Raw genomic sequence first — 15240 nt, 5'->3', positions numbered from 1 at the left:
TGCAAAATGGGCAACAATACTATGTTCATTGCAGAGAAACCCAGGTCTTTTAAAGACTCTGGGTTTCTTTTGTATCAAACCGGTCTCTAATATACGGGTATACTTGTCTGGTTTTCGTTTCATTTCGTCCTGGCTGCATGAGAGATCTCCCTCTACTGCTTAAGGGTGGTCAACATACTCTGAATATGGCTCTCCATCAGCTGCCGTGCTGTTTCGCTTTGCCGTTCCTCGATGGCAATGGCGATCAGAACATGGTAATTAGATGCCTTGGTCCGCATATTGGGCAGCGTATTGGTCTGTTTGCGTCCTTCGGCCAATAGTGGAAGAATCGATTGGAGCATTCGTGCCACCACCGGATTGGCTGCCCCTTCGGCGATTAATTGATGGAAGGCAAGGTCTGTCTCGAAGAAGGAGCCGCCTTCCTCCATTTGCTGCACCATCCGATCCGCCAGCACCCGCAGCCGGCGGATCTGATCCTCATTGGCCCGCTTCGCGGCTAGAGCGGCAAGCTCAGGCTCAATGAGCAGTCTGGCTTCCAACAGATCCACGATCGAAATGTTGTCTAATTCCTCTAAGGCGACCGCTGGATCATCCAGCAGCAGCGGATCGTTCCGTACATACATCCCTCGCCCGTGTTCAATGCTGACATTCCCCTGACTCTCTAATATCCGCAGCGCCTCACGTACTGTTGTGACACTAACCGAGAAATCAACGGCCAGCTGCTGGAGAGTAGGGAGCCGGTCTCCCGGAGCCCATTCCCCATCGAGAATTTTCTGCTTCATAAGCTCTATTGTAGATTGAAACGCAGTTTGTTTATTCTGTTTCATAGTTAGCCGTCCCTTTAACCTGGAATACATTCATTCTAGCATAAGAGCTTCGTGACAATAAACTGAGACCTCTGAGTGTTGATTTAGTGTTGACTAGCGAAGAGCAAGATAATATGATCTTATCGTAAAGATCATATCTATATTAAATAATTAACGATAAAGATACGATCTTTAAAGAGAGACCCGATTAGTGAACAAGCAGAAGGAGGAGGGGCAATGGAGGTCGTAACCTTTGGGGAAACCATGGTGCTTCTGGCACCGGACCGGATGGTTCCCCTTGAGTATGTGAACGGTTTTCACAAGCATGTTGCCGGAGCTGAGACTAATGTGGCCATTGGGCTCGCCCGGATGGGGCATACCGCAGGCTGGTTCAGCAAGCTCGGAAATGATCCGTTTGGCCGGTATATCAGGCAGTTCGTAAGAGGACATGGCGTTGATGTTTCCGAAGTCAGGGTTACTGCTGAAGCGCCGACGGGAGTGTTCTTCAAAGAACAAATCTCCCCGGACAAAATTCAGGTGTACTACTATCGCAAACAATCGGCGGCCAGCCTGATGCAAGAAGATGAGCTTAGTGAGGCATATGTTGGAGGTGCCCGCATCCTGCATGTTACTGGCATTACGCCAGCTCTTAGCCCGGAATGCAGGCAGTTAACCTTTCGGGCCCTCGAAGCGGCCAAAAAACACGGTACGGCCATTGTGTTCGATCCCAATATCCGCTGGAAGCTGTGGAACCGAGAAGAGGCTTATCGTGTTCTTAACGAAATCGCGGCTCTTGCCGACTACGTGCTGCCCGGCATGGAGGAGGGGCAGTTTCTGACAGGATGTAATGAGCCTGCAGAGATCTCAGAGCGATTGCTGAAATCCGGTGCAGGTGCTGCCGTAATCAAGCTTGGCGCGGACGGTGCTTATTACAGTAACGGACGAATCTCTGGAACTGAGCCAGGGTTTCCCGTGAAGAGACTCATTGATCCGATGGGTGCCGGAGACGGTTTTGCCGCAGGCTTTATAAGCGGTTTGCTCCAGGGAGAGGACCTGCCTTCTGCCGTGCGGCGCGGCAACGCTGTGGGTTCCATTGTTGTCGGGGTAAGCGGCGATGTGGAAGGTCTCCCGGCCCGGCATGATGTGGATCTTCTCTTGGCCGGGGGAGCCGGCATGGAAGATATTATCCGGTAAGTGAGTGCATTTCCAAGGAGGAGGAAGGACATGGACAAAGCTATGCAGATTGAGCGGCTGATAACTTCCGGACTGGTCGCCGTTATTCGCAGACCACCGCCTGAACGGGTAGATCACATTGCCGCAGCACTGGCAGACGGTGGTGTCGGAGCGCTGGAGATTACAGCAGATACCGCGGAAGTATACAGGCTGATCGCGGACATGAAGGCGAAATATGGAGATCGCCTGCTGGTTGGAGCGGGTACCGTGCTGAAGCTGACACAGGCCGAGCAGGCGATCGCGGCGGGAGCCGATTTTATTTTCTCCCCAAATTTGAATGAGGCGATTGTAGAACTGACCTTGCAGCACGGGCGAATCTCGATTCCAGGTGTAATGACACCGACCGAAGCGGTCAGAGGGCACGACGCTGGTGCAGACCTGCTTAAGGTATTCCCGGGCGGTTCACTGGGTGCCTCCTACATTAAGGAACTGCAGGGGCCCCTTGGTCACATCCGCATGATGCCGACAGGAGGCGTGACACTCCAGAATGCCGGAGCCTTCATTGCCGCCGGAGCCGTTGCCGTCGGTCTTGGAAGCGCTCTCGTCAATCGGGAAGCGGTGGAGCAGGGCGACTATGGGAGAATCACAGAGACGGCCCGCCAATTCGCCAAGGAAGTCCGCAAGGCCAGAATGAACAACAACAAAGGAGCAAAAAAACCATGAAAATAACCGGATTCGAGACCTTTATCGTTCCTCCCCGCTGGCTGTTTCTGAAGATTGAAACCGATGAAGGTATATCCGGCTGGGGGGAGCCGGTGGTCGAAGGCAAGGCGCATACGGTGCAGACCGCAGTGGAAGAGCTGATGGATTATTTGATTGGGCAGGACCCCCAGCGGATTGAAGATCTATGGCAGCTCATGTACCGGGGAGGCTTCTATCGTGGCGGGGCTATTCTGATGAGTGCGATAGCCGGGATCGATCAGGCCTTATGGGATATTAAAGGGAAAATCTACAATGCGCCTGTGTATCAGCTGCTGGGCGGCGCTTGCCGCAATTCCGTGCGGGTGTACTCCTGGGTCGGCGGAGACCGTCCCATTGATGTTGTTAAGGCGGCACTGGAGAAGAAGGCCGCCGGGTTCACGGCGATTAAGATGAATGCCTCGGAAGAAATGCAGTTCATTGATACACATGACAAGATCTATGCTATCGTCGAGCGGGTCGCCGCCATTAGGGAGGCCTGCGGACCAGAGTTCGGGATTGCTGTTGATTTTCACGGACGGCTGCACAAGCCGATGGCACGGGGACTGGCCAGAGAGCTGGACCCCTACCGTCTGATGTTTATAGAAGAGCCAGTGCTGCCGGAGAACAACGAAGTACTGCGGGAGATCGCACATCATACCAGCACTCCGATCGCCACGGGTGAGCGCATGTACTCGCGCTGGGAATTCAAGAATCTGCTGAAGGATGGGGTGGTTGACATTATTCAGCCCGACCTGTCCCATGCCGGAGGGATCACGGAATGCAAGAAAATATTCGCAATGGCCGAGGCGTTCGATGTCGCAGTCGCGCCGCATTGCCCGCTTGGACCGATCGCTCTGGCCGCCTGTCTTCAGGTGGATGCAACCTCTTATAATGCGGTCATTCAAGAACAAAGCCTGGGCATCCACTATAATCAAGGCAATGACCTGCTGGATTATATCACCGATCCGTCCGTCTTTGCCTACAGTGACGGGCATGTCCAGATTCCTTCCGGACCGGGCCTTGGCATTACCGTGAACGAGGAGTATGTGCGGAAGATGGCGGAGGACGGCCACCGCTGGAGAAATCCGGTATGGCGGCACCGCGACGGCAGCATTGCGGAGTGGTAAGCTTAAGCAAATATAGTCCTATTGAAGCCGCTATTATAGCGGTTTTTTTATTTTAGATGTTGTCAGAAAACCTGCCATGGGAGTAATATGAAATACAGAAGATTAACAGGTATAATTCATACTTAACATTAACGTAGGAGTGGTTGCAGTGAAGATTCTTATAGATGATTTGAGCGGGGCACAAGTGATTGAATTAATTGCAGAACATCTGCAAGGAATGGCAGAGGACTCTCCGCCAGAGAGCATTCATGCCCTTAATCTGGACGGGTTGAAGCAGCCGGAAATTACCTTCTGGTGCGCCTGGGAGGATGAAGAGCTTCTGGGCTGCGGGGCGATCAAGGAATTGGACACAGAGCATGCAGAACTCAAATCGATGCGGACTGCCAAGAAGCATTTGCGCAAAGGTGTAGCCAGAAATATTCTTGCTCATATTATTGAAGTAGCCATAAGCCGCGGATATAAACGGATCAGCCTGGAGACTGGCTCCATGGATTCATTCATCCCCGCCCGCAAGCTGTATGAAGATTTCGGCTTCACGTATTGTGAGCCATTTGCAGATTATATCCCAGATCCGAATAGTAGTTTTATGACGAAGGAACTGTAGTTTAATATATTACACTACTCTGGGTTTCTTTTGTATTTCAACTACAAGCCGTAATTGCTGCAAGATCCCCGTGTAAGTATAATGTCATAAGAGAGAAGTAATGGAGGGGATCCTATGAGAGAGCTAAAAAATATTGAGGAACGTATACTGGACCGTGCACTGTACCTGATGGGAAAAAATAAAAGCTGCAATATCGCGATCCGGGCCATTGCCAAGGAAGCGGATGTAAATGTGAGTGCCATCAATTATTATTTCCGAAGTAAAGAGGAAATGCTCAATCTGGTTAAGGAATTCTACATCCAGAATATCCTTACTGTATTGTCAATCTTACGAGATGAAGCCTGCAGTCCAAAAGAGAAGCTGCTGCTGGCCGCCAATGAGATTATGGAATATTCGCTGCGTTTTCCCGGTAACAGAGTAATCTACACACATTCCTTAGAATGTTCAGATGATGATAAAACTTCAAGACGGGTTATCGATCTGTCAGAGGAGATTGGCAGCCTGCTCAAAGCGTGCTTTCGGAAGCTCGTATCAGGAGACGATGCAAGCTTCAAGTTCAAATACTTAATTTTCACTTCATCTGTTAATTATCCCACGGAATACGAAGGGATTACGGAAACAGATGGTTTATTCCTGACTGACAAAGAAGCGCGTACAGAGTACCTTAACCTGTTGATTCATTCGTTATTTTCCGGTTAACAGACCTCATGAATAGTGACGCAAAAAATTCAAACATTTTGTTTTAAACATATTGTAGCAAATCATTCTCTCAGGTATATTTGAGGTGTCAGTGATCAGGTCGAACTGATTATGTGAAATTTATTACAATGTTTCGGACCTTGAAAAAGAATGTGAAGGAGAATGTATTATGGCTTATCCGGCTTTGTTCAGTCCTATTCAAATCAGAGGGTTAGAGTTGAAGAACCGTATTATCTTTCCGGCCATGGGAACCAAAATGCCTACTGAGGAACGCTTCGTTACCCGGCAGCTTATCGATTACCATGTAGCCAGAGCAGAAGGAGGCTGCGGTTTAAATTTCACTGAGGTATGTTCGGTATATGGGCCAGCTGCGCCTAAGAAGTTCCTGGCCATCTCTGATAATAAATATATTCCCGGTCTTCAGCAGCTTACAGATGCAATCCACGATGCAGGCGGCAAGGCAGGAATTCAGCTGTGGCTGGGTGGGTTGGCCGTTGCGAGTGATCCGGAGCAGATGATTATTATTCCAAGTCCCGTGCCTGTGCCTGGTACAGAATATACCATTCCGGGAGCCGAAATCGCGACCTTGCAGGCGGCAGCCAAGGCCTTCGGAGAAGGAGCACGGCGGGCAGTCGCAGCCGGCTTCGATGCCATTGAATTTCATGCAGGCCATAACTATACCCCGCATTCTTTCCTGAGCCCCTTTTTTAACCGGAGAACCGATGAATACGGGGGAAGCCTGGAGAACAGAGCCAGATTCCTGATTGAATGTATTACGTCTATCCGTCACAACATTCCGGCAGATATGCCGCTGTTTATGCGTATTGACGCTCATGATGATTATCTGGAGGGCGGGCTGAGTATAGAGGATGTTATCGCATTCTGTAAGTTGGCACAAGCTGCCGGAGTGGATGCGCTTGACGTCTCCAGAGGAAACTTCTCTTCTGCGGCAATCAAATATGAGGTGCCTCCTATCGATCTGCCAAGAGGATTCAATGTCGATAATGCAGCCAGAATCCGCCGGGAAACCGGAATGCTGACTGTAGCGGTAGGACGTATTAATGCTCCTGACCAGGCAGAGGACATCCTCGCGGACGGCAAAGCAGATATGGTAGTGATTGGACGTGCCCAACTAGCAGACCCTGAATTCTGCCTGAAGGCAGAGTCCGGCAACAGCAACGATATTGTAGAGTGTGTCGCTTGCAATCAGGGCTGTTATGACGGATTTGTCTCAAGTGAAGTGCCGTTCATCACATGCTTAAGAAACCCGGCTTTGGGCAGAGAAGCGGAATACAAGCTGGTGATGACAGATCATCCCAAGAAGGTCGTAGTTGCCGGTGGCGGGATCGCCGGTTTGGAAGCAGCGATGGTCCTGAAACGCAGAGGACATCAGCCGATTGTATGCGAGGCGGCAGGAGCACTGGGTGGCCAGTTTGCCCTGGCTGGGGAAGCGCCAAGAAAAGAAGAGATGAAAGCTGCTGCTATATCCCGGGGAGAACAGGTAATCAGAGAGGGCATTGAGGTCAGACTGGATAGCCCGGTTACGGCGTCGCTCCTGGAGGAACTCCAACCGGACGAAGTGATTGTGGCTATAGGCGCAGCTCCCATGGAGCTGAGAATTCCCGGAAGCCAGTTGACCAAGGTTACGAATTCGCATGATGTACTGTCTGGAGAAGCCATGGTTACCGGAGAAGTCGTTATTGTCGGCGGGGGACTCGTTGGACTTGAAGTTGCCGAGTATCTGCATGGTAAGGCTTCTAAGATCACTGTTGTCGAGATGCTGGATAAAGTGGCTAAAGACCTGGGTGAACTACGCTCAATCTGTGTCATGGAAAGCCTGCATGAATCAGGGGTCCAGCTTATGACCAACACCAAATGCCTAGAAATTAATGAGTACGGAGTTGTTATTGAGAGCAAGGGTGAAGTTTCTTCGTACCCGTGTAACTCCGTTGTTGTCGCCATCGGGGCGAAGTCACGGAACTATGAGGGGCTTCAGCATTTTTGCAATGAGCATGATATCCCTGTTCATGTGATTGGTGATGCTTTACGTGCCCGCAGAGCGTTAAATGCCGTCAGCGAAGCGCATGAAGTGGCGAGAATGATCTGACAGAACAGCAAATGAACCGAAAGTCCAGGGGCTTTTTACATTAGAATTAAGAGGGCGTTGTAGGATTACTACAATGCTCTTTTATTTTAACGTGTACTAGAATTCTCAGTATGAAAGGGCTGCCAGGTATATCCCTTTCCCTTTCGTACGATTCTATAATTATTGATCTATAGTACAATCAAGTAAATGTGGATGGGGGGATGAAATGAGAACGTCCAGAGTAGATGAATTGATGGTTGCGCGGGTACCTATTCTTATCTGGGTTTCTTTAGTCTACGTCGCTTCCATGATTCTGCAAAGTACCAGTGACCTGGTCTTTTTGAATACTATAATTTTCACCATAATTTATATTCTCCATGGCGTTCTTCATTGGAGCCTGTACCGGATCTCCCTCAGCCAAACTTGGGCTTATTTCATCGTACAAGGAATATTCATCTTCACTTGTGCTTTACTGATGCCCATTAGCTCACCTGCTGTACTCATTGGCTTATTTCCTGTACTCATCGGACAAAGCATTGGGTTGTATTATCAGAAGCGGAAAATAGTGCTGGTTTGCCTATACTCTATTTTGATGTTCTTCTATGCGCTATTCTATTTAGGAAACGAATATGATCCGGTACTACTCGTTCTATTATTCCTCTTAATGCTTATTATTGTGGGTGCATACGCCTCTTTGTTTTTTCGGCAGGTACATGCCCGGGTTCGGACCCAAGTCTTTCTGGAGGATTTAGAAAAGGCACACCAAAAGGTCGAGGAGCTAACTCTTGCTAATGAACGGCAACGTATGGCACGTGATCTGCATGACACCTTGGCTCAGGGAGTGGCGGGTCTGATCATGCAGCTTGAAGCAGTCGATGCGTATATTTCACAAGGGAAGGTCCAAAGGGCGCAAGAATTTGTTGAGATCTCCATGCGTCAGGCACGGCGGACACTTGCGGAGGCTCGTCTTGCAATTGATAATCTTCGGGTGAAATCCGCTTCCGGGATCGATTTCACAGAAGCAATTACAGATGAAATACGAAGATTTAATCAAGCAACGGGAATTGATGTTATTCACCAGATTAACATTAGCTCGCTACTGCCGGGAACAATCAAGGAGCATAGTCTGCAAATCATTAGTGAAAGCTTAATGAATGTAGCAAAGCATGCTAAAGCTAATAAGGTATGGATAAGTGTTCTGGAGCAGAATAACCGGATTCAGCTTGTTATTAAGGACAATGGTGCGGGCTTTGATACCAAACTTGTCGGGAAAACCACCGGACATTACGGCATACTGGGCTTATATGAGCGTGCACGTTTAATCGAAGGTGAAATCAATATTGTGAGTCTGTCCAGCGGTACCAGCATCCAAATAGAAGTTCCATTGATCTAAGGAGACGGGATATGCAGCCATACCAAATACTTATCGTAGATGATCACTTAGTGGTACGGGAAGGATTGAAAATGATTTTGGAGACCGATCCGCGCTTTAGCATTGCCGGTGAAGCGGAGAATGGTCAGATTGCTCTTCACTTAGTGGAAACACTTGTGCCCGACGTGATTTTGTTGGATTTAAATATGCCTGTGATGAGCGGACTTGATACCCTAAAGGCTATAAATGCTAAGCAATATAATATTCCTGTAATCATCTTAACAACCTATAATGAGGATGAATTAATGATCAATGCGCTGGCCCTTGGAGTAAAAGGCTATTTACTGAAAGATACAAGCCGGGACGAATTATTCCGGACCATTGAATCGGCAATCCGGGGGAGTACCCTATTACAGGCTGATATCGTAACTAAAGTGTTAGCAGCCAAGGAACGGTCAAAAGTTGCCGGGGCAAAGGATACAGAGCCTGTTAATCTTACAGATAAGGAACTACTCATTTTGCAGCTTGTGGCCCGGGGGTTTAAAAGTAAAGAAATTGCCTTTGATATGGGCGTTACGGAGCGGACAATCAAGTCGCATTTGACCAATATCTACAGTAAGCTTGGAGTAGAATCACGCGCCCAGGCCGTAGTTACTGCCATAGAACAGGGCATTCTTCATATCTAGCAAGCAGGCATTATCCAGACATTCCCTTTTGGGCTATGCCGGGATAATGTCTTTTTCTTTAGCTGTCCGTTCCTTCCCAAAAGTACATGTCCACGCCTTCCCCTTGGTACGATTCGTCTTTTACCGTTCTCCTATACACTAAATGCATAGAGAATAAACAACAATAGGATGTCGGGAGGACACGAAATGGCAAAATATCTATACCGTTTAGGTCATTGGTCAGCAAGCAATGCGAAATCAGTGATGTTGGGGGGATTTGCAGTTTTAGTGGCATTTGCAATACTTGCGCTGAGCTTGGGGCCAGCGTTCAATGACAACACCTCTATTCCAGGGCTGAAATCCCAATCAGCGATTGATCTGTTAAATAAAGAATTTGCCGGACCACAGGAAAATGGGGGACAAACCCGGCTCGTCATGAAAGCCCCGAGAGGTCAAACCTTGTCCTCTGAAAGCTCTCAAGCGGTCATGCAGAAAACACGAAAAGAGATTATGGAAGATCCGCAAGTGAAGTCCGTAGCCGGGCCTTATGATAACCGGTCGCTGAATGCCGACAAGACGATAGCCTACATGGACATCACCTACAAAATACCTGCCGGTGAAGTCACAGAAGCTTCCAGAGAACATATCACAGCTGTAGCTGAAAACATGCGCTTCTCAGACTGGCAAGCTGAACTGACGGGGTCTGGTTACGTCCAGATGAAAATTATGGGTCCGTCCGAAGTCATTGGTGTACTGATCGCTTTCCTGGTTCTGTCTATCACCTTTAGTTCCTTCCTGCTCGGAGTATTGCCCATTGCAACTGCAGTGGTAGGCCTAGGGATTGGCTTGCTCGGTGTAATGATTGGCTCCAATATGCTGGATATTCCCTCAACCTCCATGGCGCTCGCAGCTATGCTTGGGTTGGCGGTGGGCATAGACTACGCGCTATTTATTGTCTCCAGGTTCCGTCAACAATTGGCCGCGGGCTATAGCAGCAGGGAATCTATAGCAATCGCCAATGCTACAGCAGGCAGCTCCGTAGTCTTCGCAGCCATTACGGTCATCATCGGACTGGCCGGTCTGGCTGTCGTGAACATTCCGTTTCTGACAGCTATGGGGCTGGCAGGTGCATTCTGTGTACTTTTAGCCATGCTCACCTCGATCATCCTTGTTCCTGCTGTGCTCAGCGCGGTGGGGAGCAAGGTCACTGCTTCAAGCGGAAACAAGTGGCTGCAGCCCCGTAAACGGATGAACGCAAAAAAGAACCGTCTGGGGCATTTTGTAACAAATAAGCCTTGGACGATAGTTATTCTGGGAATGATCTTGCTGGGTGTAATTGCCTTACCTTTCTCACATCTGCAGTTAGGGAGTTCCGATGACGGGGTGAAATCAACGGAAAAAACGGAGCGCCGGGCGTATGACCTGCTCTCGGAAGGGTACGGCGAAGGCTTTCACAGTCCGCTTATTGTTCTGGCCGTTGCCGAATGGGAAGGAGACTTCATGACCAATGTATCAAGCGGGTTAAAGGAACTGGAGACTATTCCCAATATAGGTACGGTATCACCGGCTATTCCCGGACCGTCTGGAAAAGTTGCACTGATCAATATTATCCCGGCGACAGGGCCGCATGATACAGAAACGACTAAGCTTGTCGAAGCCATCCGAAATCAGGCTCCTGACATTCTAGAGAAGAACCATGTGGAATTTATGGTTACAGGCAGCACAGCCGTTAATCTTGAGATTTCGCAGAACCTGAGTGATGCGCTGCCTAAATTCTGCCTCATCATCGTCGGACTGGCGTTTCTCCTGCTGATGGTCGTATTCCGTTCGCTGCTGGTGCCGGTGAAGGCGGTACTGGGTTTTATTCTCTCCCTTGCAGCAACCTTTGGATTTGTCGTCTTCGTCATTCAGGATGGACATCTGGGCAGCATCTTCGGCTTCTACGGTACAGGTCCGGTTCTTAACTTTCTCCCCATCATCGTTGTAGGCATCCTGTTCGGCCTTGCGATGGATTATGAGGTCTTCCTCGTTAGCCGGATGCGTGAAGAATTCAAACATACAGGGGATGCCAAGCAAGCCGTACTGGCGGGAATGGGCCACAGTGGCGGTGTAGTAACGGCAGCGGGTCTGATTATGATCTCCGTATTTACCGGCTTCATGCTGGCAGAAGATCCGATTATCAAGTCGATGGGCTTCGCACTTGCCTTTGGTATTCTCTTCGATGCTTTTGTAGTAAGGCTGCTCATCGTTCCGGCTGTAATGACCCTAATGGGTAAATCTGCATGGTATCTGCCGAAATGGCTGGACCGTATTTTGCCTAATCTTGACATTGAAGGGGAATCGGTAATGAAAGAGCTGAAGCGTAGTGCTGCTTAGAACATTTAATAAACTACTTACTTCTCTTCTAGCTGTGTAATCGCCACTAAGGAATGGTCGGCCAATGTGAAGATGAGCTCCGCCAGTTCATTACTGGAGAGGATAAACCCTTCTTGTATCCATTCTTGAATGATCGCCAGGCTTCCATTGACCAGGTAAGAATAAGTATACCGTTTCAATCGTTCAGGTACGTTGAGTTGAAGCTGGCTATCAATATTCTTGAGTATTTCACTAAGAAGGCGTTTGGGAAATAACACGTTTTCATTGGAGGTGAGGAGCATGACAGTGAATAGCTCCTCATCTTTTTTAATGTACTCCAGAAATGCCAGGATATAAGTAGTACCGCTGTTTCCCGCTTCAATTTTATCCAGATAGGCACTCGTATTATTAATAATCTCCTGTTCAAGATTCTCAAGCAGGTCGTAAGCATTGGCATAATGTAAGTAGAACGTGGAGCGGTTGATGCCTGCTGCGGTGCACAATTCCTTCACGCTGATTTGGCTTATATTCTTCTCTTTGAGCAAGCGGATTAAGCTCTGCTTCAACAATAGCTTCGTTAACCGTTCACGTTGATTCATGGTCAAATCATCTCCAAGCCATAAAATTTCTATAAAAATAGACACTGTGATCTCAAATGTCTAAATTACATCAAAGCATAAAACAACTGATGGTTGTTAAATAGACACTGTGTCCGTAGTATGAAGGTAGACGAATGACTTGTCAATAAACTAATGATGCAGGTGAACAATAATGAAGAAAAAACGGATCATGATTACAGGTGCAGCAGGCAATATGGGTGGAGAGACATTAAAGCTGCTGATAAACGATCTGGCGAAATGCGAACTGCTGCTCTTTGATTTAGACAGTCCGAACAGCCGTGAGAAGCTCCAGCGGTATGAAGGGCTGAACGGTGTGGAAGTAGTCTACGGTAATTTGTTGGATCGCAGCCTGGTGGAAGAATGTGTGAAGGATGCCGACATTATTCTTCATATCGCTGCTTTTGTTTCCCCTGCAGCTGATGAGTTTCCCGAACGGGCGATGCAGGTTAACTATGGTTCAGCCAAAAACATTGTTGACGCCATTAAGAAATGCGGCCATGCAGGGATAACGCGCTTTGTAAATATCGGTACAATCGCTGAGACAGGTGACCGTATGCCGCCTATCCATTGGGGGCGAGTAGGAGATCCTCTCAAACCAAGTGTGTATGATTACTATGCTGTATCCAAAATCGCTGCCGAGCGTATGGTGATTGAATCCGGACTCAGCTATTGGGTGAGTCTCCGCCAGACCGGAATAATGGGCCCTGCGATGAGCAAGATTCAGGACCCGATTATGTTCCATAACTGTCTGGAGAATGTGCTGGAGTATGTGTCGGACCGGGATTCAGGACGATTAATGCGCAACCTGTGCATCCAGGATATTGACGGAGAGCTTGATCAGGCATTCTGGCAGCATATTTACAACATTGGCGGAGGCGAAAGCTGCCGGGTGAGCACGCTTGAGATGTACCAGGTGCTGTACGGCAAGCTTGGCATTACCAATCTGGATCATGTCATCGATCCGAAATGGTATGCCACCCGGAATTTCCATGGACAATACTATCTGGATTCCGACAAGCTGGAGGATTATTTCCATTTCCGCCGGGATACGATGGAATACTTCTATCAGAGCTACCTCGATAATCTTGGCGCACTCGTCCCCGTAGCGAAAGTCATCACGAAGCTCCCGGGAGGGCAAAAATTCATGGGGTCTATGATTAAACGTACTCTGAAAAAGCAGGCTGTGAAAGAACGCGGAACGCTACGCTTTATAGAGGATAACGATCTGGAGAAAATCGATGCTTATTGGGGAAGCAAGGCAAACTGGGAGGCGATTCCGGAGAAGCTGTCCGAGATGAAGAAATTCTCCGATTGGAATAAAGTGATCAAGCTTGACCATGGTTACGATGAGAATAAGCCTGCCTCAGAGTTAAATATTGAAGATATGAAAGGGGCTGCAGCCTTTCGCGGTGGCGAATGCCTGTCTACAGAGATGGAGACGGGGAATTGGACGGATAAGCTTGATTTCAAATGTGCATTCGGCCATACCTTTAATGCCAGCCCCAAACTGGTTCTGGAGGGAGGACATTTCTGCCCGCAATGTGAGCGCGAAACCTGGAATTACAAAGAACGTGCCAAACGCGAGCCGTTTTTCGCCCAAGTGTGGAACCCTATTCAAGGCAAGGATGATGGCCGGGAATATGCAAAAATTGTTTCTGAATTACCTTAAGGAGGAAAACTGCAGGGAGGAACACAATGCACAGTCTTAAAAGTCTGGAACTGTGACAATGGACGAGGTGATGGCATGCTCTCGAAGAATGTGAATTTTCTAATGGATTCCTTCTATAATCTTACAGGTCTGCCGATTCGCTACTACTTGGATAATTCGCTTATACGGATGTTGCCTGATGTTCCTTCGTTCATTGATCCTGGCGTTCAGATGCAGCAGCAGCTCCTGCCAGATCAGCAAGCAGTATATTACCGTGTGACGGACGAGATTATGTTCTATGGTGTAGTATCGGAAGAAGATGGAGGGGGGATGTTCGTCATTGACCCCGGATGTATCCCGTTAATTACCTTCGAGAATTTTTTGAGTGCGCTCTGCTTCTTTCATTTCGCACTGAACCAGAAATGCCTCACTGTCGAATCGCTCCTGCTCTCCGGCAACAAGTTCCAGCGCTTCGAACCGGGAATTCAATCTAATTTGTCAGAGGCGCTGTACGAGGCTGACGGGGAGCCCCCAGTCCATGACACCTACAACCTGGAGCGCCAGATCATGTATTATGTCCGAGGCGGTTCTACAGATAAGCTGAATGAGCTATTCGAGAATGCTGTACGTGCTAGGGCAGGAACTATGTCGAAGGACGCGCTGCGCCAGGAGAAGAATATTTTCATTTCCACAGCCACACTTGTAACCCGGGCGGCCATCGAGGGCGGACTGGATGTGGAGATGGCCTACCATCTCAGTGATCTGTATATTCAGCAGGCAGAAAGCCTGACGCGGTTAGACCTGTTGTCCCTGCTCCGGCAGCAGATGGTACTGGATTGTGCCAAGCGAGTGGAGGAGAATAAGTATCCTGCAGACGTCTCCTCATTAACAGAGAGCTGTATCCGTCTGATTCGCAAAAGAATGAACACAGCCATTCTGGTTCGGGAGCTGGCACGCGAGCTAGGTGTCAGCGTCTCCTATCTCTCCCGGATCTTTAAGCGCGACCTGGGAGTCAGCCTGAACGACTATATCAACCATGAAAAAATCGAGGAATCCAAGCGCCTGCTGGCCTTTTCGGGCAAGCCGCTCAGTGAGATCAGCAGCCATCTTTGCTTCTCCTCTCAGAGCTATTTTCAGAATTTGTTCAAAAATGAAACCGGGCTGACTCCCCTCAAGTATCGGAATGCTATGCATCATCAAGAATGAGCTGGAACAGCTAGATAAAGTAAGTTCCCCCAAAGTCCTGCGTTCATAATTGAATGCGGGACTTTTTTTAAGCATGTTCAACAAAACGAAATTAAGGTCATGTTTCTACAATACATTTGTATACAGCTACTCTAAACT

13 protein-coding genes are annotated in these 15240 nt (G+C 48.6%); 11 read left to right on the top strand and 2 right to left on the bottom strand.

Annotated features, from left to right (window positions below):
* Positions 1–152: 152 nt before the first annotated feature.
* Positions 153–782, bottom strand: coding sequence for a FadR/GntR family transcriptional regulator (locus MKY96_RS11845; RefSeq protein WP_340940568.1), 630 nt, complete (start codon positions 780–782; stop codon positions 153–155).
* 261 nt (positions 783–1043) lie between these two features.
* Here MKY96_RS11845 and MKY96_RS11840 point away from each other — a divergent pair, with 261 nt between their 5' ends.
* The 9 genes from MKY96_RS11840 (at position 1044) to MKY96_RS11800 (ending at position 11649) form a co-directional block, all read left to right on the top strand.
* Positions 1044–2000, top strand: coding sequence for a sugar kinase (locus tag MKY96_RS11840; RefSeq protein WP_340940567.1), 957 nt, complete (start codon positions 1044–1046; stop codon positions 1998–2000).
* 30 nt (positions 2001–2030) lie between these two features.
* Positions 2031–2702, top strand: coding sequence for a bifunctional 4-hydroxy-2-oxoglutarate aldolase/2-dehydro-3-deoxy-phosphogluconate aldolase (locus MKY96_RS11835; RefSeq protein ID WP_340940565.1), 672 nt, complete (start codon positions 2031–2033; stop codon positions 2700–2702).
* A complete protein-coding gene (dgoD, locus tag MKY96_RS11830) occupies positions 2699–3847 on the top strand; it encodes a galactonate dehydratase (protein WP_340940563.1) in 1149 nt (382 codons plus the stop codon). Before MKY96_RS11835 ends, dgoD begins: the two co-directional genes overlap by 4 nt.
* A gap of 148 nt (positions 3848–3995) precedes the next feature.
* Positions 3996–4451 (top strand): GNAT family N-acetyltransferase, encoded by a 456-nt coding sequence (locus tag MKY96_RS11825; protein ID WP_340940562.1) that lies wholly within the window; start codon positions 3996–3998, stop codon positions 4449–4451.
* Positions 4452–4565: 114 nt separating this feature from the next.
* Entirely contained in the window at positions 4566–5150 is a 585-nt protein-coding gene (locus tag MKY96_RS11820) for a TetR/AcrR family transcriptional regulator (RefSeq protein WP_340940561.1), read from the top strand.
* Positions 5151–5319: 169 nt separating this feature from the next.
* On the top strand, positions 5320–7257 hold the full coding sequence (gene baiCD / locus MKY96_RS11815) for a bile acid Fe-S flavoenzyme BaiCD (protein WP_340940560.1): 1938 nt from the start codon (positions 5320–5322) through the stop codon (positions 7255–7257).
* Positions 7258–7462: 205 nt separating this feature from the next.
* Entirely contained in the window at positions 7463–8629 is a 1167-nt protein-coding gene (locus MKY96_RS11810; protein ID WP_340940559.1) for a sensor histidine kinase, read from the top strand.
* Between the two features lie 11 nt (positions 8630–8640).
* Entirely contained in the window at positions 8641–9294 is a 654-nt protein-coding gene (locus MKY96_RS11805) for a response regulator transcription factor (protein WP_340940557.1), read from the top strand.
* A 168-nt stretch (positions 9295–9462) separates the two neighbouring features.
* Positions 9463–11649, top strand: a complete 2187-nt coding sequence (locus MKY96_RS11800; protein WP_340940556.1) for an MMPL family transporter — start codon at positions 9463–9465, stop codon at positions 11647–11649.
* A gap of 17 nt (positions 11650–11666) precedes the next feature.
* Here the strand turns inward: MKY96_RS11800 and MKY96_RS11795 are convergent, their stop codons facing one another.
* A complete protein-coding gene (locus MKY96_RS11795; protein WP_340940555.1) occupies positions 11667–12227 on the bottom strand; it encodes a TetR/AcrR family transcriptional regulator in 561 nt (186 codons plus the stop codon).
* 172 nt (positions 12228–12399) lie between these two features.
* Here MKY96_RS11795 and MKY96_RS11790 point away from each other — a divergent pair, with 172 nt between their 5' ends.
* Positions 12400–13917, top strand: coding sequence for an NAD-dependent epimerase/dehydratase family protein (locus MKY96_RS11790; RefSeq protein ID WP_340940554.1), 1518 nt, complete (start codon positions 12400–12402; stop codon positions 13915–13917).
* Between the two features lie 90 nt (positions 13918–14007).
* Positions 14008–15102, top strand: coding sequence for a helix-turn-helix domain-containing protein (locus tag MKY96_RS11785; protein ID WP_340940553.1), 1095 nt, complete (start codon positions 14008–14010; stop codon positions 15100–15102).
* Positions 15103–15240: the final 138 nt, after the last annotated feature.

Origin of the sequence: Paenibacillus sp. FSL R7-0302, from assembly GCF_038006885.1 — a bacterium.
Lineage (GTDB): Bacteria > Bacillota > Bacilli > Paenibacillales > Paenibacillaceae > Paenibacillus_AQ.
Note: the sequence above shows the minus strand (reverse complement) of the source record. Positions and strands in the feature narration are given on the sequence as shown.